The sequence below is a fragment of the Pseudomonas lini genome (assembly GCF_030812475.1).
Taxonomy (GTDB): Bacteria; Pseudomonadota; Gammaproteobacteria; order Pseudomonadales; family Pseudomonadaceae; genus Aquipseudomonas; species Aquipseudomonas lini_A.
Map to the genome: position 1 here is coordinate 313,844 of NZ_JAUSSR010000003.1, position 22,836 is coordinate 336,679.

The window sequence follows — 22,836 nt, forward strand, 5'->3', positions numbered from 1 at the left end:
GTCGACTGATACACCGCTATCGCGAGCAAGCTCGCTCCCACAGGGGCCGAAGTGGTTTTGAGGGCTGTGTTCGTCAGCTGCTTTCCATTGACGAGACCACTGCTATGGAACACCAACCTCTGACTCACCCGGTGAGCGCGGCGCCAGTGCGCATCAACCGCGGCGTTTCGCCGACGACCCGCGCCTGGATCTTCCTCTCGCCGTCGATGCTGTTTCTGGGTGTATTGATCGCCGCCAGCCTGTTGGTCCTGCGCATGAGCGTCGGCACCAAGGGCGCGGAATGGACCGGGTTCAGCCTGGCCAGCTACGCCCAGCTATTGGAACCCTACTACCTGAAATCCTTGCTGCTGACCCTGCGCCTGGCCCTGATCAGCGCGGTGATCGCGGTGGTGCTGGCGATCCCGGTGGCCTACACCATGTCGCGGCTGACCTCGCCCTTTGTGCGACGGATCTTCCTGGCGGCGGTGCTGTTGCCGTTGCTGGTCAACCTGCTGCTGCAAAGCTATGGCTGGCTGGTGATCCTGGGGCCTGGCGGCATGCTCAACCAGGCGCTGATGGGCCTGGGCCTGATCAAGCGGCCGATCATGCTGCTGTACAACCAGAACGGCGTGCTGATGGGCCTGGTGCAGACGGCCTTCCCGCTGGCGGTGCTGCCGATTGCCAGCGCCATGCGCGGCGTCGCCCGTACCTATGAAGAAGCCGCTGCAACCCTGGGCGCGAGTCGCTGGCAGGTGTTCCGCCAGGTGGTACTGCCGATGAGCATGCCGGGGATCATCACTGGCGCAACGCTGGTCTTCGCCTACAACGCCAGCAGCTTCGTGGTACCGCTGCTGCTCGGTGGCCGGCGGGTGCCGATGCTGGCGGTGATGGTGCATGACCAGATCGCCCCGCTGATGAACTGGCCTGCCGCCTCCGCCGCCGGTGTGGTGTTGATTGTCACCACGCTCGCGATCATGACCTTGTCCGAATTCATCACAGGCCGTCGTCGGCGCATGCTTGAGGCTTCCCAATGAGCACCTTGATCAAGAAGCGTTACGGGCTGTTGCCCGGCGAGACCGGCAAGTTTGCCGGCATTCTGTCGGGCTTCATCCTGCTGCTGGCGGTGTTGCCGATCCTGACAATGATCGTGATGTCGTTCAGCGGAGCGTCGAACCTCGACTTCCCGCCGAGCAGCTACAGCCTGCAATGGTACAAGGCTGCCTGGCACACCTTTGTCTCGCCGGACTCCAGCGATGTGCTGAGCCTGGGCAAGGCCATGAGCACCAGCCTGATGGTGGCGTGCCTGACCATGGTATTCGCCACGATGGTCGCGGTGCCGGCGGCTTACGCGCTGACCCGTTGCGAGTTCCGTGGCAAGGCCGTGGCGCTGCAGCTCATGTCTTTGCCCCTGGTATTCCCGATGGTGGTGTTGGGGCTGGCGTTGCTGCTGGTGTTCGACAGCCTGCCATTCCAGATGACGACGTCGCGGCTGGTGATTGCCCACGTGATTCTGGCGTTGCCGTTCGTGGTGAAGAACTGCACCGCCGCGATGCTCTCCATCGGCAGCGAAGTCGAGGAGGCCGCGCAGATGCTCGGCGCCTCACCGCTGCGGGCGATTGTCGATGTGGTGGTGCCGTTGATGAAGTCCGGAATTCTGGCGGGGATGCTGCTGGCGTTCATCGTCTCGTTCAACGAATTCACCGTGACCTATTTTCTCTACACCATCGACGTCATGACCGTGCCGATCTGGATGTACAGCCGCACCGTGTCTTCGCTCGACCCAACCGTTTTCTCTTTTGCCGTGCTGATCGTGCTGATCGACTTCGTCCTGATCTGGGCGTTGGAGAAGCTGGTCGGTGAAGGCGGCGTTTCGTTCTAGCTTCTGCCTGGAGGTGCCTGCGCTCGATCATGCTGCGTTAAAAGTCAGCTCAGAATGCTCATTGACTAAAGTCAACTCCGCTTCTTCGCAGACTTTTGCCTTGCCTGATCATCGCTCGGCGACCTCCAGCCAGAACCATAATTACTGAGGTGATATATGTCTGGTCTGATTCTGGAAAACGTCGAGAAACATTATGGCTCGGCCTGCGCGGTAAAGGATGTGAACCTGCATTTGCCGGAGGGCAAACTGGTGTGTTTCCTCGGCCCGTCGGGCTGCGGCAAGACTACTTTGCTGCGCATGATCGCCGGGCTTGAAACCCTGAGCGGCGGCGAGATTCGCCTGGACGGTGAAGACATCGGTCACACCCCGGCGCACCAGCGCAATTTCGGCATGGTGTTTCAATCCCTGGCGCTGTTTCCGCACATGACCGTGGGGGAGAACATCGCCTATCCGCTGAAACTGCGCGGGGTCGGCAAGGCCGAGCAGCAGGCGCGGGTGGTGGAGCTGCTGCAACTGATCCAACTGCAGGAAATGATCGACCGTCCGGTGTCGAAACTCTCAGGCGGCCAACGCCAGCGCGTGGCGATTGCCCGGGCGATTGCCAATCACCCGAAAATACTGTTGCTGGATGAACCGCTGTCGGCGCTGGATGCCAAGCTGCGCGAATCCATGCAGGTGGAAATCCGCCAACTGCAACAGCGCCTGAACATCACCACCATCATGGTGACCCACGATCAGCGTGAAGCCATGACCATGGCGGATATCGTCGTTGTGCTGGGCGAACATCGCGTGCAGCAAGTAGGGACGCCGATTGAGATTTACCGCCATCCGGCCAACGAATTCGTCGCGGACTTCATCGGCTCGGGCAACATCTTCCCGGCCACCGCGCTGGGTAATGGCAGGGTGGGCTTGCCGGGTGGCGATGCGCTGCAAGTGCCGATCTGCAGCAGCATCGTGGTGGGGGAGAAGGTCAGGATGCTGATCCGCCCTGAAGACCTGCAACTGTCGCAGCCGCAAGCGACTGCGGGCAATCGCTTGCTGGGCAAGGTGACATTCGTGCGCGATATCGGCGCGACGATTGAAACGACGGTGGAGTGTTCGGGGGTGTCGTTTACCGCGTTGAGCACGCCGTGCCAGGGGTTTGGGTTGAGCATTGGCAATCCGGTGTCGGTGACCTTGCCGGCTGAGGCGTGTCGGGTACTCAGCGCCTGACTCTAAAGGTGGGTTGACTGTAAGGGCCTCTTCGCTGGCAAGCCAGCTCCTACAGGGATTATTGGCAGTCACAAAATTGTGTGAACACCGACGAACCCTGTAGGCGCTGGCTTGCCAGCGAAGGGGCCATCAGCCACACAGCAAATGCCGGATCAAACCGACAACCGCAACCGCGCCAAATCCCTCAACGGCGGCGCCCCGAACAACCGGCTGTACTCGCGGCTGAATTGCGACGGGCTTTCATACCCCACCCGATATCCCGCCGCCGAAGCCTCCAGCCCTTCGGCCAGCATCAACCGCCGCGCCTCCTGCAAGCGCAACTGCTTCTGATATTGCAACGGACTCATCGCCGTCATGGCCTTGAACCGATGATGCAAGGTCGACACACTCAGGTTCACTTCCTTGGCCAGATCATCGATGCGCAGCGGTTGCTCATAGTTGCCGTTGAGCCATTTGATCGCCTGGCTGATGCGATGGCTCTGGCTGTTGGCGATGGCAATTTCATAAAGCCGATGGCCCTGCTGGCTGCGCAACAGTCGGTAGAGAATCTCCCGCCGAATCAGCGGCGCGAGCATGGCGATGTCTTTCGGTGTGTCCAGCAACCGGGCGAGACGCAGCACGGCGTCAAGCATCGCCGTGTCTATCCGTTCGACATACAGGCCGCGCCCCGTGGGTCGTGTGGGCACGCCAAGCGGGCCGGCGTCGGCAATCAGGGCGGTGATTTCCGCCGCATCGATGTCCAGTCGCACGGCGAGGATGGGTTCTTCAGGGGACACATTCACGACCCGTCCGCTCAAGGGCATCGACACTGACACCACCAGGTAATTGAGCGGGTCGTAGTTGAAAAACTCGTCGGCCAGCCGCACTTCCTTGCGCCCCTGGGCCATGATGCACAGCGCCGGTTGCGCCAGTACCGGGGCAAATTCATGGGATTGGCTGTGGCGCGACATGAACAGCGAGCCGACGGCCGTGGCATACGTACCATCGTCCTGGGTATTGCGGCGGATGATGGCGGCCAGTTCCGTGCGCTGCTTCTCCATGTCGGCATTCAGCGGTGCCTGAAACTGATCGAGTGACGACATGCGGGCTTCCTCTTTGGGTATGTAGGAGCTGGCTTGCCAGCGAAGGCGGCGTGTCTGGCGACATCCATGTTGAATATGATGGCCTCTTCGCTGGCAAGCCAACTCCTACAGGGGGGGCATGGGTAATGAGCAGAGCTTAAGTTTGTGCAAGGCACAGCGGTAGACACATCCTGCGAAAAGCTTGCCTGATCCTGCACGGGCTGGGGAGGTCGCGCTGGCATGACCGTCCAGTGCCCGGAAAACTTGCTTGAAAGTCGCATGACAGCCCTGTGACAGGCTTTACACGTTATTACAGGTGCCGGGAGCAGCCGCGCAGGATTGTGCAACAAGCCGGCAGGAATCGACTAACGGGGCCGCGCCCGGGCGCTTAACCTTGGATCCTGTCGCAGCCCGTCCCACGGCTGCGGTCGACTACCTGGGAGGGTTGAACATGTCTACGCAGATCCCCGTCAGTCATATGGCCTTTGTCCGGGCGCGCGCCGGGCGTTCGGCAGAACTCGGCGTGCGCCTGAGTGCCTTGATCGAGCCGTCGCGCAGCGCACCGGGTTGCTTGAGCTTTGCCTTGCAACACTCGCAATGCGATCCCGATTTGTGGTTGGTGTCCGGATTCTGGATCAATCAACAGGCGATGACCGCCTATTTCAGCAGCCCGGCCATGGAGATTTTTGCCGAGCTGGTGCAGGAACTGGTGGTCAACAGCCTGGATTTCCATACTTTCAGGGACGTGTCGGCGGTCCAGGCGTTGGGTCACGCACAGGCACCGGTACACAAACTGGTCGGTTGAAGGTTTAATGGCGTCATTCTCCATTAGCCAGGATCCGCGACATGGCACGCAAAGCTTTTGAAACCTTCGAAGCCGTATCGGCCGTAGTGCCCCGTGAGGGCGGTTACTACGCCGCGATTGCCACCAAAGCAATCGGTGGCTCCGGTGCACCGCGCTTCAACAAACTGCTGGAAGACCAGACGTTCAAGACCGCCAGGGAAGCGGACGAAGCTGCCGCCCGGGAATTGACCCGCCTCAAGGGGGTCGGCGACGAGGGTGAGCTGATCTGGTAATTACTTGACCGCCCCCGGGCGGAACATCTTGAACAATGCCTCAGGCCCCAGCTGGAAATAATCCGCTGGCCCGCCCCCGCGCAGAATCGGTTCTGCCGCGGCGGTGTCGTACACCCCGTCCTTGAGCAACCATTTGGCGATATGCACGGCGACCACTTCGCCGAGGATCAGCCAGCTGGGCACCACGTTTGCGTCGGCCCGCTGCAACTGAATGATCTGGGTGACCTTGCACTCGAACGACACCGGGCTTTCCGCCACCCGGGGCACCTGAATGATTTTCGAGGCTGCCGGCGTCAGCCCGGACAGCTCGAATTCATTGACCTCAGGCGCGACCATGGCGCAGCTCTGGTTCATTTGCTCGGCCAGTGGCCGGGTGGCCAGGTTCCAGGCGAACTCGCCCGTCTGTTCGATGTTGTTCAGGCTGTCTTTACGCCCGATGCTGGAAAAACCAATGATCGGCGGGATGTAGTTGAAGGCATTGAAGAAGCTGTAGGGCGCCAGGTTCAAGCGGCCGTTGGCATCCTGTGAAGAAATCCAGCCGATGGGGCGCGGGCCGACGATCGCATTGAACGGATCGTGAGGCAGGCCGTGACCATTGGCGGGTTCGTAGAAGTGGATGTCGTCGGGCATGGAGAGGGTTCCTGGAGGCTGATTCGCGGATCGGGCCATAGTGCAAGGACGAGCGCGTTATTTCCAGTCGACTCGATCCCCTTGTAGGAGCGAGCTTGCTTGCGATGGTCGTTAACGATGACGCGGGTTGTCTGGTTAAACGCGGCGTTCTCAGGTTTTTCGCGAGCAAGCTCGCTCCTACAAGGGGAATCCGCTGATCCTGGAGTTTTGTGTTCCTCCAGACGTGAAAAAACCCGGCCGAAGCCGGGCTGTGAACCTTCCATCCATTATCCGTCGCTGGCTTCTGCGGCCCCGGCTTTACCGGAATCGTCAGCGACATAGGTGTCCGACTGGGTGCGTTGCGCAGGCGTATGGGCCTGGGCGGTGAAGGCGGCCGAGCCGGTTTTGTCGTAACCGTCGGCGGCGTAGGTGTTGGCGGCCAGAGCGGCAAGGATCAGGGCGGGGAACAGTTTGGATGTCATGGGGTTACTCCAGGTGCTTGTAAAATCAAACACCTGGAGGGTCCATGGAGGGCATTAACCAGCGATTAATCCGGTTGCCGGCTTGTGTGACAGTTTGTTTATGACAGGGTCAGTCCGTCTCGATCCGCGAGTGCTTGCGGGTGTCTTTCATGGTGATGTAGACCAGCAGCGACACGGCAATGCACGCAGTGACATACCAGTAGTAACCGGTTTCCATGCCGATGCTCTTGAACCACAGCGCGATGTATTCAGCGGTGCCGCCGAAGATCGACACGGTCAGTGCATAGGGCAGGCCAACGCCCAGGGCGCGGATTTCGGTGGGAAACAGCTCGGCTTTGACCACGGCGTTGATCGAGGTGTAGCCGCTGACGATGATCAGCGCCGCCATGATCAGGAAGAACGCGCCCCACCAGGTCGTGATGGTGTGGAGGGTGGTGAGGATCGGCACGGTGAACAGCGTCCCGAGGACACCGAAGGCAATCAGGATCGGCCGACGACCGACTTTATCCGACAGCCCGCCGATGATCGGTTGCAGGCACATGAACAGGAACAGCGTAGCGGCGGAAATGGTGGTGGAGTCGGAGATGCTCATGCCGACAGTGTTCACCAGGTATTTCTGCATGTAGGTGGTGTAGGTATAGAACGCCAGGGTGCCACCCATGGTCAGGCCGACCACGGTCATCAGTTCCTTCGGATGGCGCATCAAGGTGCGCATTGCGCTTTCCTTGGCTTTTTCTTTTTTGGTGAACGACTCGGTTTCTTCCATGCCACGACGCAGGTACAGCGCTACTACCGCACACAGCGCACCGATGGCGAACGGGATACGCCAGCCCCAGGCATACAGCTCTTCGGTGGTCAGCACGTTTTGCAGCACGATCAGCACGCCGAGCGCGATGAGCTGGCCAGAGATCAGGGTCACGTACTGGAAACTGGAGAAGAAGCCACGACGTTCCCTGGTCGCCATCTCACTGAGGTAAGTCGCCGATGTGCCGTATTCGCCACCGACCGACAGGCCCTGCAGCAAACGGGCAAACACCAGCAGGATCGGCGCGCCGATGCCGATGGTTTCATAGCCCGGGCTCAGGGCAATCAGCAGGGAGCCGAAGCACATCAGGTACACCGACGCCATCAACGCCTTTTTGCGTCCGACTTTGTCGGCATACAGGCCCATCAGCCAGCCGCCGATCGGACGCATCAGGAAGCCCACGGCGAAGATCGCCGCCGTATTCAGAAGCTGTGCGGTGGTGTCGCCTTTAGGGAAAAAGGCCTTGGCGAAGTACAGGGAGAACGCCGCGTAGACGTACCAGTCATACCATTCGACCATGTTGCCGACAGAGCCGCTGAAGATCGACTTGATGCGGCTGGAGGTGGTTCTTGCTTTGGCCGGCGCGGCAGCCGACCCTGCGGGCAGGGTATTGGAGTTATCCATTGAAGGATCCTTCGTTTAATTGTTTTTGTGGAGTGCGATTAAACGCAGCCTGCAGGGCCTATAGCAGGAGCTGTGCCAATTGGGGGAGGGCCGGTTTAGAGGGGGTTGCGGGGCTTGGTGAGCGGATTTCCGCTTATTCGGGATGGGTTGCGAGCGGAAAACCGCTTACAGGCTCATGGTATTGTTTGTCTGGACTGGCCTCTTCGCGAGCAAGCCCGCTCCCACAGTAGATCTGCTGTGAACACAAGATTTGTGACCGACAAAGTCTAAAATGTGGGAGCGGGCTTGCTCGCGAAGAGGCTGGTCCAGACACTGCAAAACTCAGCTTCCTTGCACAAACATCTCGCGCGTCAGCCCATGCCGCTGCATCTTTTCATTGAAGGTGCGGCGCGGCAGTTGCAGTTCTTCGAGCACCGCTTTCACATCACCTTTGTGCCGGGTCAACGCCGCGCGCAGGCAATTCGCTTCAAACGCTTCCTGCTGCGCCGCCAGCGACTGCCCGGGCTCGACGCCCGGTGGTTCCGGCTCGTCCAGTCCCAACACCTGACGCTCGGCGACGTTCGCCAGTTCGCGCACATTGCCCGGCCAGTCGTGGTTCAGCAAATGGCTCAACTGCGGCCCGCTCAAGGGTGGGAAGGTGCGCCCGAGTCGCTCGGCGGCGTTCTGCGCAAACCACTCGAACAACAACGGAATGTCTTCGCGACGATCGCGCAGCGGTGGCAAACGCAACTCTGCCACGTTCAAGCGGTAGGCCAGATCCTCACGAAAACGTCCGGCGCGCGCTTCGTCCAGCAAGTCGGGTTTGGTCGCGGCAATGATTCGCAAATCAACGTTGATGCTTTGATTGGACCCCAGACGCTCAAGCTTCTGTTCCTGCAACACGCGCAGCAATTTCACTTGCTGGGCCAAGGGCATGCTTTCGATTTCATCGAGAAACAGCGTGCCGCCATCGGCGTATTCGAGCTTGCCGATGCGCTTGCCCTGAGCACCGGTGAACGCGCCGCTTTCATGACCGAACAGTTCGGCCTCGAACAACTGCTCGGGAATCGCCGCGCAGTTCAACGCCACAAACGGCTTGGCTGCCCGTGGCCCGAAGTCGTGCAGGCAACGGGCAACCAGCTCCTTGCCGCTGCCGGTTTCACCGCGGATCAACACATTGACCGGCAGCGCCGCCAGGTCCAGCACCTGCCGGCGCAAGGTCTGCAACCCCCTGGACACGCCCAGCAGCGTGGCATCGAGTTTGGCGCGATTGTCCGCCTGCGCATGCAGGGCACGGTTTTCCAGGACCAGCCGGCGCTTGTCCAGCGCGCGACGCAGGCTGCCCAGCAGGGTTTCGGGGCTGAACGGCTTTTCGAGGAAGTCGTAGGCGCCATCGCGGATCGCCTCGACCGCCATCGGTACGTCGCCGTGACCGGTCAGCAGGATCACCGGCAGATCGGCATCGCGTCGCTGTACTTCGGCCAGCAGTTCCAGGCCGGTCATGCCGGGCATGCGCACGTCGCTGAGGATCACTCCCGGGAAGTGTTTCGGCAACTGCGCAAGGCATTCATCGGCACGGCTGAACAGCTGTACCTCGAAACCCGACAGGCTCAGCCATTGTTCGACGGCATCGCGGATGCTGCTTTCGTCGTCGACCACCATCACTGAATTCAGCATGGGCCTTGAGCCTCCAGGTCGATCGGCAAGGTGAGGGTGAACACCGCGCCCTTGTCGTGATTAGCGGCGCTCAGGCGTCCACCCGATTCGTGCACGATGGCGAAGGATACCGCCAGGCCGATGCCCAGGCCATCGCCCACCGGTTTGGTGGTGAAGAACGGATCGAACACCTTCGCCAGGTTTTCCTCGGCGATACCGCCGCCGTTGTCGATCACGCTCAGGCGCCACTGTTGTTCGTCTGCTTCGAGGCGGATTTCCAGACGCTTGCAGGATTTATCCTGCATCGCATCGATGGCGTTGCGCAGCAGATTGATCAGCACCTGTTCCAGGCGAATCGCATCGCCGCGCACCCGGGCCGGACGCGTCAGATGCAGCACCGTGCTCACCTGTTCATCGCGCAGACGGGTGTCGAGCAGTTGCAGGGATTGGTCCACCACTGCTGCCAGGTCCAGGCGTTCGCGCAAACCGCTGGGGCTTTTGCGGGCGAAGGTTTTCAAATGACCGGTGAGGGCGGCCATGCGTGTCAGCATGTCATCCACCGGTTTGAGCGCCTTGTAGGCGTCATCGATTCGGCCGTGATCGAGCAGGAGCCTAAGCGTGGCAAGCTGCATGCGCTGGGCGGTCAGCGGCTGGTTGATTTCATGGGCCAGCGCGGCGGACATCTGGCCGAGAGCCGCGAGCTTGGCCGACTGCACCAGGCCGTCCTGCGCCGTGCGCAGGTCGCGGGTGCGCTCTTGCACCAGCAGTTCGAGTTCTTCGTGACTGCGCTGGCGCATTTTTGCCAGGCGCCAGCGCTGGTTGAGGAACAGCAGCAGGAACACCAGCGTCAGCCACAATCCGGCAGCGGCCAGGGCCGCGTTGCGCACATCTTCAAAGGCCACTTGCGGACGGCGCAGCAGGTGCAGCGTCCAGCCTTCGGCGGCCAGCGGCAGGGATTCCCACAGGTAATCGGCCTCGCCGTCAGGGCCATCGACCCGGGTCAGATCGCTGTCGTCGTCGAAGCGGTGCAGGGTCTGGTAGTCCAGCAGCGTCAGGGGCTGCTTGTCGTACTGGCGGGTGGCTTTAAGTTCGGCGTGATCGCTGTCGCTCAGCGGTTGCAACAGGCGATAACGCCAGCCCGGCTGGTTGGCGATGAAAATAATACCGCGTGCGTCACTGACCAGCAGCGTGTCGCTGCCCTGACGCCATTCGCGCTCCAGTTCCGGAAACTCGAGTTTCACCACCATCGCGCCGAGGAACCGGCCATCGTCATCGGTGACCGCACTGGACAGGAAGTAACCGGGAATCCCGCTGGTCACCCCCACCGCGTAAAAGCGCCCGGTGCCCTGGGTGCGGGTCTGGCTGAAATAGGGGCGAAAACCGTAGTTGTGGCCGACGTAACTACTGGGCAAACGCCAGTTGCTGGCTGCAATGGCAAGGCCGGTGTGATCGAGCAGTTCCAGGGTCGAGGATTCGGCTGCACCGTTGATTTTTTCCAGCTTGAGGTTCAGCGCTTGCTGTTGCTCGGGGCTCAGCGGGCCCTTGAGTGCCGAACGCAATTGCGGGTCCAGGGCGAGCACGGCGGGCAGGGCGCGGTACCGCTCGATCAGCGTGTGCAACGACGTGGCGTACAACCCCAATTGCTGATGTGCGCGGGCGGTGTCTTCCACTTGGGCCTGATGCTCGGCATGGCGTATGGCCAGCGTGGCGGCCAGCAGTGCGCCAGCCAGGATAACAATGATGTACAGCGTCAGGCGCAGGGGGCGGGAAGACTCGAACATGCGGGGCATAACACAATGATTGCAGGGGGGCGCACCATACCATGTCCCCTTGCAGGCGCGAGCTTGCCAGCGACGGACATTAACCATAACGCGTCTTTATCCTGAATGAGCGCGTTGTTCTCAGGCCCTTCACGAGCGAGTTCACACCCGGCAGGGTTGCCCAGGCAATAAAAAAGGCGACAGGAGAATTCCCCTGTCGCCTTTGCTTGCCCGGTCGAAGCCTTACTGCACTTCTACCGCCAGGCTTTCACTGATCTTTTTCTGCCAGATGGCAGGACCGGTGATGTGCACCGACTCACCCTTGCTATCCACCGCAACGGTTACCGGCATGTCTTTCACGTCGAACTCGTAGATCGCTTCCATGCCCAGTTCGGCGAACGCCACCACGCGGGACTTCTTGATGGCTTGCGCCACCAGGTAAGCCGCGCCGCCGACAGCCATCAGGTACACGGCTTTGTGGTCCTTGATCGCTTCGATCGCGGTCGGGCCGCGTTCGGATTTGCCGATCATGCCCAACAGGCCGGTTTGCTCGAGGATCTGACGGGTGAATTTGTCCATCCGCGTCGCGGTGGTAGGACCGGCAGGACCGACCACTTCTTCGCGCACCGGATCGACCGGGCCGACGTAGTAGATGAAGCGACCCTTGAGGTCCACCGGCAGGGTTTCACCCTTGTTCAGCATCTCGACCATGCGCTTGTGCGCAGCGTCGCGACCGGTGAGCATTTTGCCGTTGAGCAGGACGGTTTCGCCCGGCTTCCAGCTCTGCACTTCTTCCGGGGTCAGGGTGTCGAGGTTGACGCGACGGGCCGACGGGCCCGCTTCCCAGACGATTTCCGGGTAGGCGTCCAGCGGTGGCGCTTCCAGCGAGGCCGGACCGGAACCGTCGAGCACGAAGTGTGCGTGACGGGTGGCGGCGCAGTTCGGGATCATGCACACCGGCAAGGAGGCGGCGTGGGTCGGGTAGTCCATGATTTTCACGTCGAGCACGGTGGTCAGGCCACCCAGGCCCTGGGCGCCGATGCCCAGTTGGTTGACCTTCTCGAACAGTTCCAGGCGCATCTCTTCGATACGGTTGGACGGGCCGCGCTTTTTCAACTCGTGAATGTCGATGGATTCCATCAACACTTCCTTGGCCATCACCGCGGCTTTCTCGGCGGTGCCGCCGATGCCGATGCCGAGCATGCCCGGTGGGCACCAGCCGGCGCCCATGGTCGGAACGGTCTTGAGGACCCAGTCGACGATCGAGTCTGACGGGTTGAGCATGGCCATTTTCGACTTGTTCTCGGAACCGCCGCCCTTGGCTGCCACGTCCACTTCCACGGTGTTACCCGGAACGATGGAGTAGTGGATAACGGCCGGGGTGTTGTCCTTGGTGTTCTTGCGAGCGCCCGCCGGGTCGGCGAGGATCGAGGCACGCAGGACGTTTTCCGGCAGGTTGTAAGCCCGGCGCACGCCTTCGTTGATCATGTCGTCCAGGCCCATGGTGGCGCCATCCCAGCGTACGTCCATGCCCACGCGGACGAAGACGGTGACGATGCCGGTGTCCTGGCAGATCGGGCGGTGGCCGGTGGCGCACATGCGCGAGTTGATCAGGATTTGCGCCATGGAGTCACGGGCCGCTGGCGATTCTTCGCGCAGGTAGGCTTCGTGCATCGCCTGGATGAAATCAACGGGGTGGTAATAGGAAATGAACTGCAGGGCGTCGGCAACGCTCTGAATCAGGTCGTCTTGCTTGATCACGGTCATGAGTCGCGCTCCTCTAAAAGACGGGAACATTCAATAAGGTGCTTGCAGCTTGGGTGCATCGGTCGGTTGCAAGCACCTTTCAAGGCACGCCGGGCAAGCTGGCGCGACGCTAAAAAGGCGCGGCAGTATACCGCGCCTCGGTGGCCTGCACACGCTTGGTCAGTCAAACGTTGGTCGCATGCGATATAAGGCCTGCCATGTCGGTTGTGTGAACGCGCGGGGACGGGGATGGTATTGATGTCGGTTTTATCCCCCCAGAATTGAATGGTCATTTATCTGCCGCCCCACTTAAGTGGCGTTCGGTCTGTAGAGTAGGACACTCTGACAACCCCCTCGCACGGTGAGTCAACGATTGCCCCATAACGCTATCCAGCGCCTCTTGCTAAAACGCTTTGCCCTCGCAGCCGGCACCTGCGCCCTGGCTTTGCTGCTGTGGCTGGCGTTTTTCACGGGCCACTTCGATGAGCCGTTGACCAGCGCGGCCGGCAGCGGCATGGGAGAACGTTGATGCCTGAGTTACGGGTCGGCGCGCGCCAATGGTCGGTTGCGGCCGGGAGCAATCTGCTCGATGCCTTGAATCGCAATGGTGTGTCAGTGCCCTACAGCTGCCGCGCCGGTAGTTGTCATGCCTGCCTGGTGCAGTGTGTACAAGGACTGCCGAGCGATAGCCGGCCCGATGCCTTGAGCGCGGAGCAGCGTCAGCAAGGCTGGCGCCTGGCGTGCCAGTGCCAGGTGGTCGAGGATTTGCAGGTACACGCCTTCGATCCGCAACGGGACGGACGACCGGCCCAGGTGGCTGCCGTCGATTGGTTGAGCGCCAGTGTATTGCGTTTGCGCCTGACCCCCGAACGTCCATTGCGCTACAGCGCCGGGCAGCATCTGGTGTTGTGGGCGGGCAACGTCGCGCGGCCTTACTCCCTCGCCAGCCTGCCGGAAGAGGACCGCTTCCTGGAGTTTCACCTCGACTGTCGCCAACCCGGGCAATTCAGCGATGCGGCCCGTCAATTGAGGATCGGCGATGCGATCAGTCTCGGCGAGTTGCGCGGCGGGGCGTTGCACTACGACGTGGACTGGAATACCCGACCGTTATGGCTGGTCGCCGCCGGCACCGGGCTGGGTCCGTTGTTCGGCATCTTGCGTGAAGCGCTGCGTCAGGACCACCAGGGCGCGATCCGTGTCATTCACCTGGCCCATGATGCCGATGAGCATTATCTGGCCAAACCCCTGCAAGCCATGGCCGCCAATCGGGTGAACCTCAGCGTCGAGCTGTGGACCCCGGCCGAGTTGCCCGCGGCTTTGGCGCAACTGCGGCTTGTTTCCCGGCAAACCCAAGCCTTACTCTGCGGGTCCCCCGACAGTGTCGACGCCTTTGCCCGGCGCCTGTACCTGGCGGGACTGCCGCGCAATCAACTGCGGGCCGATGTTTTTCTGCCCGCGATTGAACGCTGATTTTTTAAGACGCGAGACCTTCATGACCAACGCCATCCAATTTGAGCGCGAACGCGGCCTGCTGACTCTGCGTCTGAATCGCCCCGACAAGAAAAACGCTCTGACCCGCGCCATGTACAGCCATCTGGCCGAAGCGCTGAAACAGGCCGATATCGATCCGCAAATCAACGCCGTGCTGATCACCGGGTCTGCCGAGTGCTTTACCGCTGGCAACGACATCGCCGATTTCCTGGAGCAACCGCCGACCAGCCTCGACAGCCCGGTGTTCCATTTCATGCTCAGCCTGCTCGAATGCCGCAAGCCGGTGATCGCCGCCGTGGCCGGTGCCGCGGTGGGTATTGGCACGACGATGTTGCTCCATTGCGATCTGGTGTACATCAGCGCGGATGCGCGCTTGCGCATGCCGTTCGTCAACCTCGGTCTGTGCCCGGAATTCGGTTCCAGCCTGATCCTGCCGCGGTTGCTGGGGCAGGCCAAAGCGGCGCAATTGTTGCTGCTGGGCGAAGGTTTCAGCGGTGAGCAAGCGGCCGCATGGGGCATTGCGACGCAAGCCCTGGACAGTGGCGAAGCGGCGTTGGCCAAGGCGCGGGAGATGGCGTTGCGTTTCGAGAGCCTGCCACCTGAGGCGGTACGGATCAGCAAGCAATTGATGAAAGCCCCGGATCGGGAGTTGATGCGCAAGGCCATAGAAGAAGAGGGTGAATTGTTTACCCAGCGGCTGCGTTCGCCGGAGGCGATTGCGGCGTTGACCGGGTTTATTAACCGGAAATAAATCTTCGTTGACGGTGCCGGCCTCTTCGCCGGCAAGCCAGCTCCTACAGTTAGCCGCGTTGCAGGTAACGACCCGATCACCTGTAGGAGCTGGCTTGCCAGCGAAGAGACCCGCCCAGCCAATACATCTTCCGGATCAGCAACCAAAAAGCCCCGCCATTCACATGGCAGGGCTTTTGTTTTTCAGCAGCCGATCACTCAGACCTGCGGGTCGCCCACGTGCAGGATCTTCATCCCATTGGTGCCGCCGGTGGTGTGGTAGCTGTCGCCCTTGGTCAGGATGACCCAGTCGCCTTTCTCCACGACGCCGCGTTTGACCAGCTCATCGATCGCCTTCTGACTGACTTCGTGTGGCTCAAGCGAAGCCGGGTCGAATGGAACGGTGTACACGCCACGGAACATCGCTGCGCGTGCCTGGGTTTCGCGGTGCGGCGAAAACGCATAGATCGGAACCGAAGAACGGATGCGCGACATGATCAGCGGGGTGTAACCACTTTCGGTCAGGGCGATGATCGCTTTAACGCCCGGGAAGTGGTTGGCGGTGTACATGGTCGCCAGCGCGATGCTCTCGTCGCAGCGAGTGAACTCTTTGCCGATGCGATGGCTGGAGGTCTTGCCGGTTGGGTGCTTTTCAGCGCCGATGCAGATGCGGGCCATGGCCTGCACAGCTTCCAGCGGGTACAGACCCGCGGCACTTTCGGCCGACAGCATTACGGCGTCGGTGTAGTCGAGTACGGCGTTGGCTACGTCGGACACTTCGGCGCGGGTCGGCATCGGGTTCTGGATCATCGACTCCATCATCTGGGTCGCCACGATCACGGCCTTGTTGTGGCGGCGTGCGTGCAGAATGATCTTCTTCTGGATGCCCACCAGCTCGGCGTCGCCGATTTCCACGCCCAGGTCGCCGCGGGCAACCATTACCGCGTCGGAAGCCTGGATCAGGCCATCGAGGGTTTCGTCGTCGGCCACGGCTTCGGCGCGTTCGATCTTCGCCACCAGCCAGGCAGTGCCGCCGGCTTCGTCGCGCAGTTGACGGGCGTATTCCATGTCGGCGGCGTCACGGGGAAAGGACACGGCGAGGTAGTCGACCTGCATTTCTGCAGCCAGCTTGATGTCGGCCTTGTCTTTTTCGGTCAGCGCCGGTGCGGTCAGGCCGCCACCGCGACGGTTGATGCCTTTGTGATCCGACAGCGGGCCGCCGATGGTCACGGTGCAGTGCAGCTCGGTGGCCGTGGCGGTATCGACGCGCATCACTACGCGACCGTCGTCGAGCAGCAGCTCGTCGCCCACGCCGCAGTCCTTGACCAGGTCCGGGTAGTCGATGCCGACCACTTGCTGGTTGCCTTCGGTCAACGGATGGCTGGTGGAGAAGGTGAATTGATCACCGATCTTAAGCTCAATCTTCTTGTTGGCGAATTTGGCGATACGGATTTTCGGGCCTTGCAGGTCACCCAGCAGGGCGACGAAACGACCATGCTTGGCCGCCAGGTCACGCACCAGCTTCGCGCGAGCCTTGTGCTCGTCGGGAGTGCCATGGGAGAAGTTCAGACGGGCAACGTCCAGGCCAGCCAGAATCAGCTGTTCGAGAACTTCCGGCGAGTTACTGGCCGGGCCAAGGGTAGCGACGATTTTGGTACGACGGACGGACATGCAAAGACTCCTGAGTTCAAGCGCTGAGTGAGGCTACTATGCTCTGCAGGTGTAGTCATTGTTCGTGTGCACTACTTTTCGTGAAGAACTTTGTGATTCGCTTGTTTCTTTAAACGAACATTCCTGAAGATTTCCGATAACGGGTCGATACAGGGCTCAAGATAGGAGAACCCTCATGCGATTCGTGCTCATAGCCGCCCTTGCCCTCAGTGTCACGGGCTGTACCCGTTGGTCGATGAATCACCATTTGAATAACGCCTACAGCGCCTATGACCGCGGCAACTGCGAGCAGGTGATGCTCGAGCTGTCCAAAGTCGAACGCGCCAGCAGGGTGCGGCCTTATGTCTGGCCGGAAGTGTCGATGATGCGCGGGCAGTGCCTGGAGCGGCAGAAGCTGTTCATCGATGCGGCCCAGACTTACCAATTTATCATCGCTTCGTACCCGCAAAGTGAATATGCCTTTCGCGCCCGTGCGCGGCTGGACACCTTGCAGAGCCTGGGGCATTACTCGATTCGCCCTGCCGCCGTGGTGCGCCCGCCCCGGTTCTGATCGCGGCTGTCTTCAAAGTCTGGCTCACCGGCGACGGTGAGCTATAGTCGAATAGATCGGTTTGAGAGCCGTGCCTCTGAACCGGGGAAACACCTGTGATCGGCAAGAGCAGTGGCAGCGGTTCGAGAACTGTCGCACCAGGATCAGGGAGAGCGAGCGTTTAGGTACAAGGCCCGTTCCGAAACATTGGTGTGGCCCTGCTTGAGGGCCTTGCGTAGCGAATTCAGCATGTTCACCGTCCGCCGTATCGAGCGGCATCAACTGCCGTATTTTCTAAGAGTGTTCAACAGCGTTACCGACAGACCCATTGGCTTTCTGGGTAACGTCTCCGAAGATGGGCTCATGCTCATCAGCCAGCTGCCGATGATGATCGGTGCCGAGTTCGATTTGCGCCTGAAAATCCCCATGGCCGGAGGCTGTCACCAGGTAATCGACCTCAATGCCTGCTGCCTGTGGTGCCATGAAGACACGACCCCCCACCATTACGATGCCGGGTTCTGCCTGCAACGGGCACCGCCGGAGTATGGGCAACTGGTCGACGCGTTGAAACAGTACTTCAGTTTTCAGCCAATGCCGGCTTCGGCCTGAAGTTTGCGGCGTCCCCACTGTCGCCATCGCGGGCAAGCCCGCTTTTACAGTGGATTTGCTGTGAACACACCCTTTGTGATCACCACCAATCCACTGTGGGAGCGAGCCAGCTCGCGAAAGCGTCCGATCAGACATTGAAGATTGACCGTCGGACGCTCCCGATCCGCACACTGCATCACAGCCACTAAAACACCCCGGCCTTCTTCCATTCCAGGTAGCGCGTCACCAGCGCGGCACCCAACTCGACAGCGGTCGTATCCAGCACCGGCACCCCATGGGCATTCAATCGCTCATGAAGTTCGGCCCGTGCATTGAGGAAGTCCACGGTGCCGCAATAGGTCAGCGCTTCGGAAAAGGTCTGCACCGGCGTCTGGCGCAAACGGTCGAGCACGTCTTCGCGCAGGCTGGCGACCAACACCCGATGGAGTTTGCCCAGGCGCTTGACGGCAGTGAGCAGTTCTTCGTCGTCTTCATCCCGCAGGTTAGTGACCACCACCACCAGCGCCCGCCGTTTTTGCCGAACCAGCAGCTCGGTTGCAGCCGCCTGGTAGTCGGCGCTGCGTTGGCTGCTGTTCAGGTCGTAGACGTGGTTGAGCAAGACGTTGAGTTGGCCGGCGCCCTTGACCGGGGCGAGGTAGCGCGGCTGATCATGGGCAAAGGTGCAAAGGCCCACGGCATCGCCCTGGCGCAGGGCGACGTAGCTGAGCAGCAGGCAGGCATTGAGTGCATGGTCGAAATGCGACAGTTCATCGTCCTGACTGCGCATGCGCCGGCCGCAATCGAGCATGAACACGATCTGCTGGTCACGTTCGTCCTGATACTCCCGCGCAATCGGTGTGCGCTGGCGGGCGGTGGCTTTCCAGTCGATCTGGCGCAGGCTGTCGCCTTCGCGGAATTCCCGTAGCTGATGAAACTCCAGGCCCAGGCCGCGTCGTGGGCGCTGGCGTACCCCGAGCTGGCTGATCCAGTTGTCCACCGCCAGCAGCTGGCCGCCGTAGAGGCGGGCGAAGTCGGGGTAGACGCGGGTAGCGTCGGTCACGCTCAGCAGGCGTTTGTCGGACCATAGCCCCAATGGGCTCGGCAGCCTGATTTCGCAGCGTTCGAAGCTGAAATGCCCACGCTTGAGCGGACGCAGGCGGTAATCGACCTGGCTGCGCAAGCCGGGTTGAAGCTCGACCGACAGGGGCAGGTTATCGAAACTCAGGCCGTTCGGTACGTGATCGAAGAGCTGGATGTCCAGTGGCTGGACAAAGTCATGCTCGACCTTGAGTCGCACATCGCCCCACCGACCGAGCGCCAGGCTGCCGGGCATTTGTCGTTGCAGGCGGGGCGAGGGCAGCCGTTTGAGGCGGATGGCGTCGAGTATCGCCAGGGCCAGCAATGCAAGGAGCAATCCCCAGCTGATCGATGGCAGATTCGCTGGCATCGCGATGCCCAGTGCCCGCAATGTGCCCAGCACGATACCGATGACCAGCAGGATCACGAGCCAGGTCAACAGCAGGCGCGAGGGTTTCACAACCGCGGTGCCGGCACTTGATCGAGCAGCTGTCGCAGCACGTCATCGACCTCAAGCCCCTCGATGTCCAGCTCCGGCGCCAGGCGTACGCGATGTCGCAACACCGCCAGGGCGCACCCCTTGATGTCATCCGGAATCACGAATTCGCCGCCGCGCAGTAGCGCCCGCGCCCGGGCGCAACGCACCAGCGCGATGGAAGCCCGAGGCCCGGCACCGAGCGTCAGCCCGGGCCAACTGCGGGTGGTGCGGGCCAGGCGTACGGCATAGTCGAGGACCTGATTGTCCAGCGGCAAGTCGCTGGCGATGCGTTGCAAGGCCAGCACGTCCTTGGCCTGCAACACCGTGCGCAGTGGTTGCACGTCGAGCATATCGGCCCGGGTCGAGCGACTGACCTGGCGGACCATGTCCAGCTCCTGGTCGCCGTCGGGGTAGTCCATGCGGACCTTGAGCATGAAGCGATCCAGCTCGGCTTCCGGCAGCGGGTAGGTGCCTTCCTGTTCGATGGGGTTTTGCGTGGCGAGCACCATGAACGGCTGCACGATGGGCAGGGCGCGGCCTTCGAGGGTGACCTGGCGTTCCTGCATGGCTTCGAGCAGTGCCGCCTGGGTTTTTGCCGGGGCGCGGTTGATTTCGTCGGCGAGCAACAGGTTGGTGAACAAGGGGCCCTTGCGCAGCTTGAATTGCTCGGTCTGCAAGTCATATACCGCGTGCCCGGTGACATCGCTGGGCATCAGGTCCGGGGTGAACTGGATGCGTGCGAACTCGCCGCCGAAGCAGCGCGCCAGCGCCCGCACCAACAAGGTCTTGCCCAGCCCCGGCACGCCTTCGAGCAGCACGTGGCCGCCGGCGATCAGGGCCGTGAGCACATCGTCGATGACGTCGTCCTGGCCGATGACCGCTTTCTGCAGTTCGCCACGCAATGCCTGGGCCAATTGACTGGCGCGCTGGCGTTGCTGGATGGCGTGGTGCCGGGCGTCGGGCTCTATCTGTTCACTCATAAGTTCTGGAGCCTTGTTAACAGTTACATGTTCTTTATCTTCCATAATTCAATGACTTACCTAATTTAACTTTTTTTGAGTTTTGTTTCATGTGCGGAAGAGGTGAATAGGGGGGCTGCCGCTCCATGCGAACTGTATTTATGTGATCCCTGACGCCAGATCGACTTCCCTACGATCGTACATCTTAGCCTTAAGCACACGGATCTGACTTAATCATGCCTTATGGCAAATTTATTGACGCAAAGGCGACATCTGCGTTTTATAAGCCGATTAAAAAAGGACAAGCCATGCAAGTAGACGACTGGATCATTCACCCCTATAGCCGCATGGACCATGGTCAGCTAAAGGCGAAGCTGGTTGCCGAAGGCGCGGAAAGTCTAAGGAGAATGCCGGAGCTGTGCGAAGAGATCCGCGGGTTGCTGCAACGCCGTTACCCGCTTCATGTGCTTGCGGTTTTGGCAGGTTATGGACTGCAATCTACGGTTACTGCAGAGGGGTCTCTTCTGGACGGATAGTGTCAGGGATCGAGCAGCATCATGTCGAGCTATTGCAGGCGCTCACACTAACTGTATCGCGTGATCAATGGGGGCAACTCCCCGCTAAGGCTGACGAAATTCAGCGAATGATTGATAAGCTGGGAGAGCTCGCGGACGCTTTTTACCCCTCGCGTTTTCTAGCGCTAGCTAAGGAAGCTGATGCTGAGCAGCGTGCCGTGCTGTTGATTCAGGAGCGCTTGAGGGGACATACCCAGTTTGTGCGAAATTGGGGCTACCATGGCTCGGTAGTGGACTTACCCCTCGTGACGGCCAGTTGGAGATCAAGGTGGACGAGCAGGTCGTCGCGGACCTTTGTTATTGGAATGCGGGCTGGGGAGCTGCGCACCCGATGCAGTTCGGTGGTAACTGCGGTACCGCCCTCACTTCGCGAGGCAAGGGCTACCGGAAAGGGCTTGTGTTGACGGAAGCGACGGTGCGCTCGTTTTATCTTTGGCAGGTGAGAACGCTGCACCGAGACAACACCTTTGACAGGTTCAGCCAAACGCTGACGGTGGGCGCCATGTTCGTCTAGCTTAACGCCATCGAAAAATTGGTATCCGGAGCAGCCATTTGCCCGAGGCTGCTTTTGGTGCACCACTCCATGCAAAATCGATCTAGCCATGCGGCTTACTGGTGGTTAATGGATCGTCATCGCCCGGCCACCCAATCAAGGGGCAGCCGTGTAGCGTAGAAAGCAAACAGGGCACACAAGGCGGAACGATGCAGTCCACGGTTCAGGACCAGAAAGGGCGGGCTTCCCAGCCCGGGAGCAGACCGAGTTCTGCCGTAGTTAAACTAGCCTTGGTCAGCACCGCCGTTGGTAGGGTCGTCAATAGTTGCTTGAAACGCAGTTTCCAATCGGAGGCAGGATCGATCTTTGCGAGCAAAGCCTGGACCACCACCGCCCGGGCAAAGATCCGACCGCAGTTATTTTGGGAAGGAAACTCAGCCTTGATGACATTGGCGTACTTCGGCGCATCAGCGGTAATTGACGCGTTCCATAGCCGGCCATGATGAGCACAGACATTGCGCAGAAGGGTCAGAGTTTTCAACCAAGTGACCAGTACGGATTCATCATAGCCAAATTTAGCTGCGATGGTTTTACGATGATCCAGGTGCAAATCGCTGAACAGGCAGGACAACTGTCCAATAGTCATTGCTTCTAGCACTGTCCACGCTGGCGGCAAAGCCGGTGTGTTGTATGTACCGTAATAGTGCTTTACCGAAGCATTTCCTTTTTCTCGAAGGCCTAGCACCTGCTTTAGTAGGTCGCGGTGGGCCTGGCCATTTTTGAAGTGAATGGCATCCAGGTAAAAATGCGGGCCGCATGCTTTGTCCAGAGCCAGTGTGTTGATGATGGCCGAACGGAACGCGACCTCAATGCGGTCGATCGCATCCAGAAACACTAGGCGCAGGCGCCGATCGAAGTCATACAGCTTCAGAATATCGTCGAACTGGACGGTGGCAAAGAAGCGCTTCTGCGGATCCTGCAACGGTCGCATATAGATCAGTAACCGGTGATAGCCGATAAATTCCAGGGCCTGCAAGGCTTGGACTTTCTGTTTCTGTGTACCTAAGCCTTTTAGTTGCAGGTGACGCAGCAAGGCATTGGGTGATTTGGCAGGTTTGTGAAAATTGATGGGGGCATGCGGCATGCCATGGCATCCTGCGGGGCATTTTATGGGGGCAGAAATAACTAACCCCCTGGTGCGCAGTACAGGTCGTGGACCTGCCCGAGGCGTGGGGGCTATTCTTGGAGTCAATGCTAACACGGCCCTGGTGGTTGATCAAATTTGATCAGCCCGCCCGTTTTAACGGGTTGTTCGCTGATCTTGCCCAACTCTATAAGGGTAGCAAGCCGGCAGCTACAGCCGACAGCCTGTCGGCC

At 60.5% G+C, this 22,836-nt stretch carries 23 protein-coding genes; 12 read left to right on the top strand and 11 right to left on the bottom strand.

The features are described from left to right. The first annotated feature begins 104 nt into the window (after positions 1–104). The 3 genes from J2W17_RS07835 (at position 105) to J2W17_RS07845 (ending at position 3,070) form a co-directional block, all read left to right on the top strand. Positions 105–1,013, top strand: a complete 909-nt coding sequence (locus J2W17_RS07835; RefSeq protein ID WP_307331807.1) for an ABC transporter permease — start codon at positions 105–107, stop codon at positions 1,011–1,013. Beyond that, positions 1,010–1,858, top strand: coding sequence for an ABC transporter permease (locus J2W17_RS07840; RefSeq protein WP_307331809.1), 849 nt, complete (start codon positions 1,010–1,012; stop codon positions 1,856–1,858). Before J2W17_RS07835 ends, J2W17_RS07840 begins: the two co-directional genes overlap by 4 nt. Positions 1,859–2,014: 156 nt before the next feature. Next, the gene (locus tag J2W17_RS07845) at positions 2,015–3,070 is read left to right on the top strand and encodes an ABC transporter ATP-binding protein (protein ID WP_307331812.1); all 1,056 of its coding nucleotides are present in this window, start codon (positions 2,015–2,017) and stop codon (positions 3,068–3,070) included. A 152-nt stretch (positions 3,071–3,222) separates the two neighbouring features. Here the strand turns inward: J2W17_RS07845 and J2W17_RS07850 are convergent, their stop codons facing one another. After that, a complete protein-coding gene (locus J2W17_RS07850) occupies positions 3,223–4,152 on the bottom strand; it encodes an AraC family transcriptional regulator (protein ID WP_307331815.1) in 930 nt (309 codons plus the stop codon). Positions 4,153–4,582: 430 nt separating this feature from the next. Here J2W17_RS07850 and J2W17_RS07855 point away from each other — a divergent pair, with 430 nt between their 5' ends. Further along, positions 4,583–4,936 (top strand): antibiotic biosynthesis monooxygenase family protein, encoded by a 354-nt coding sequence (locus J2W17_RS07855; protein WP_307331818.1) that lies wholly within the window; start codon positions 4,583–4,585, stop codon positions 4,934–4,936. Positions 4,937–4,977: 41 nt separating this feature from the next. Next, positions 4,978–5,208: a hypothetical protein gene (locus tag J2W17_RS07860; protein WP_307331819.1), complete on the top strand. Its 231-nt coding sequence runs from the start codon at positions 4,978–4,980 to the stop codon at positions 5,206–5,208. On the opposite strand, the gene J2W17_RS07865 is transcribed toward J2W17_RS07860, so the two are convergent. The 6 genes from J2W17_RS07865 to J2W17_RS07890 form a co-directional block, all read right to left on the bottom strand. Further along, positions 5,209–5,838 carry a flavin reductase family protein gene (locus J2W17_RS07865; protein ID WP_307331821.1) on the bottom strand — a complete coding sequence of 210 codons (630 nt, stop codon included), beginning with the start codon at positions 5,836–5,838 and terminating at the stop codon, positions 5,209–5,211. It abuts the gene before it with no gap. 266 nt (positions 5,839–6,104) lie between these two features. Further along, a complete protein-coding gene (locus J2W17_RS07870) occupies positions 6,105–6,299 on the bottom strand; it encodes a hypothetical protein (protein WP_307331824.1) in 195 nt (64 codons plus the stop codon). A 109-nt stretch (positions 6,300–6,408) separates the two neighbouring features. Next, positions 6,409–7,728 (bottom strand): MFS transporter, encoded by a 1,320-nt coding sequence (locus tag J2W17_RS07875; protein WP_307331827.1) that lies wholly within the window; start codon positions 7,726–7,728, stop codon positions 6,409–6,411. Positions 7,729–8,049: 321 nt separating this feature from the next. Beyond that, the gene (locus J2W17_RS07880) at positions 8,050–9,384 is read right to left on the bottom strand and encodes a sigma-54-dependent transcriptional regulator (protein ID WP_307331830.1); all 1,335 of its coding nucleotides are present in this window, start codon (positions 9,382–9,384) and stop codon (positions 8,050–8,052) included. Next, on the bottom strand, positions 9,378–11,144 hold the full coding sequence (locus J2W17_RS07885; protein WP_307331835.1) for an ATP-binding protein: 1,767 nt from the start codon (positions 11,142–11,144) through the stop codon (positions 9,378–9,380). Before J2W17_RS07885 ends, J2W17_RS07880 begins: the two co-directional genes overlap by 7 nt. Before the next feature lie 222 nt (positions 11,145–11,366). Next, complete coding sequence (locus J2W17_RS07890; RefSeq protein WP_045058265.1) at positions 11,367–12,890, bottom strand: fumarate hydratase; 1,524 nt, start codon at positions 12,888–12,890, stop codon at positions 11,367–11,369. Between the two features lie 352 nt (positions 12,891–13,242). On the opposite strand from J2W17_RS07890, the gene J2W17_RS07895 reads away from it, so the two are divergent. Genes J2W17_RS07895 through J2W17_RS07905 form a run of 3 tightly spaced genes read left to right on the top strand, consistent with a single transcriptional unit; the run spans position 13,243 to position 15,111 of the window. Further along, entirely contained in the window at positions 13,243–13,398 is a 156-nt protein-coding gene (locus tag J2W17_RS07895) for a hypothetical protein (RefSeq protein ID WP_307332423.1), read from the top strand. Continuing rightward, positions 13,398–14,339, top strand: a complete 942-nt coding sequence (locus J2W17_RS07900; RefSeq protein ID WP_307331840.1) for an iron-sulfur-binding ferredoxin reductase — start codon at positions 13,398–13,400, stop codon at positions 14,337–14,339. Before J2W17_RS07895 ends, J2W17_RS07900 begins: the two co-directional genes overlap by 1 nt. Positions 14,340–14,361: 22 nt before the next feature. Continuing rightward, on the top strand, positions 14,362–15,111 hold the full coding sequence (locus tag J2W17_RS07905; protein ID WP_307331843.1) for an enoyl-CoA hydratase-related protein: 750 nt from the start codon (positions 14,362–14,364) through the stop codon (positions 15,109–15,111). Positions 15,112–15,308: 197 nt separating this feature from the next. Here the strand turns inward: J2W17_RS07905 and pyk are convergent, their stop codons facing one another. Beyond that, positions 15,309–16,760: a pyruvate kinase gene (gene pyk, locus J2W17_RS07910; protein ID WP_150798165.1), complete on the bottom strand. Its 1,452-nt coding sequence runs from the start codon at positions 16,758–16,760 to the stop codon at positions 15,309–15,311. A 175-nt stretch (positions 16,761–16,935) separates the two neighbouring features. Here pyk and J2W17_RS07915 point away from each other — a divergent pair, with 175 nt between their 5' ends. Together J2W17_RS07915 and J2W17_RS07920 are read left to right on the top strand one after the other, a co-directional pair. Beyond that, positions 16,936–17,310, top strand: coding sequence for a tetratricopeptide repeat protein (locus J2W17_RS07915; protein WP_307331847.1), 375 nt, complete (start codon positions 16,936–16,938; stop codon positions 17,308–17,310). A gap of 228 nt (positions 17,311–17,538) precedes the next feature. After that, positions 17,539–17,898 carry a PilZ domain-containing protein gene (locus J2W17_RS07920; RefSeq protein ID WP_307331850.1) on the top strand — a complete coding sequence of 120 codons (360 nt, stop codon included), beginning with the start codon at positions 17,539–17,541 and terminating at the stop codon, positions 17,896–17,898. Between the two features lie 184 nt (positions 17,899–18,082). Here the strand turns inward: J2W17_RS07920 and J2W17_RS07925 are convergent, their stop codons facing one another. Continuing rightward, the gene (locus J2W17_RS07925) at positions 18,083–19,414 is read right to left on the bottom strand and encodes a DUF58 domain-containing protein (RefSeq protein WP_307331852.1); all 1,332 of its coding nucleotides are present in this window, start codon (positions 19,412–19,414) and stop codon (positions 18,083–18,085) included. Continuing rightward, entirely contained in the window at positions 19,411–20,412 is a 1,002-nt protein-coding gene (locus tag J2W17_RS07930; RefSeq protein ID WP_307331855.1) for an AAA family ATPase, read from the bottom strand. The genes J2W17_RS07925 and J2W17_RS07930 overlap by 4 nt, the downstream gene beginning before the upstream one ends. A gap of 215 nt (positions 20,413–20,627) precedes the next feature. On the opposite strand from J2W17_RS07930, the gene J2W17_RS07935 reads away from it, so the two are divergent. Next, positions 20,628–20,927 (top strand): hypothetical protein, encoded by a 300-nt coding sequence (locus J2W17_RS07935; protein WP_307331859.1) that lies wholly within the window; start codon positions 20,628–20,630, stop codon positions 20,925–20,927. A 307-nt stretch (positions 20,928–21,234) separates the two neighbouring features. Further along, positions 21,235–21,480, top strand: a complete 246-nt coding sequence (locus tag J2W17_RS07940) for a hypothetical protein (protein WP_307331862.1) — start codon at positions 21,235–21,237, stop codon at positions 21,478–21,480. A gap of 202 nt (positions 21,481–21,682) precedes the next feature. Here the strand turns inward: J2W17_RS07940 and J2W17_RS07945 are convergent, their stop codons facing one another. After that, on the bottom strand, positions 21,683–22,603 hold the full coding sequence (locus J2W17_RS07945) for an Abi family protein (RefSeq protein ID WP_307331865.1): 921 nt from the start codon (positions 22,601–22,603) through the stop codon (positions 21,683–21,685). Positions 22,604–22,836 lie beyond the last annotated feature (233 nt).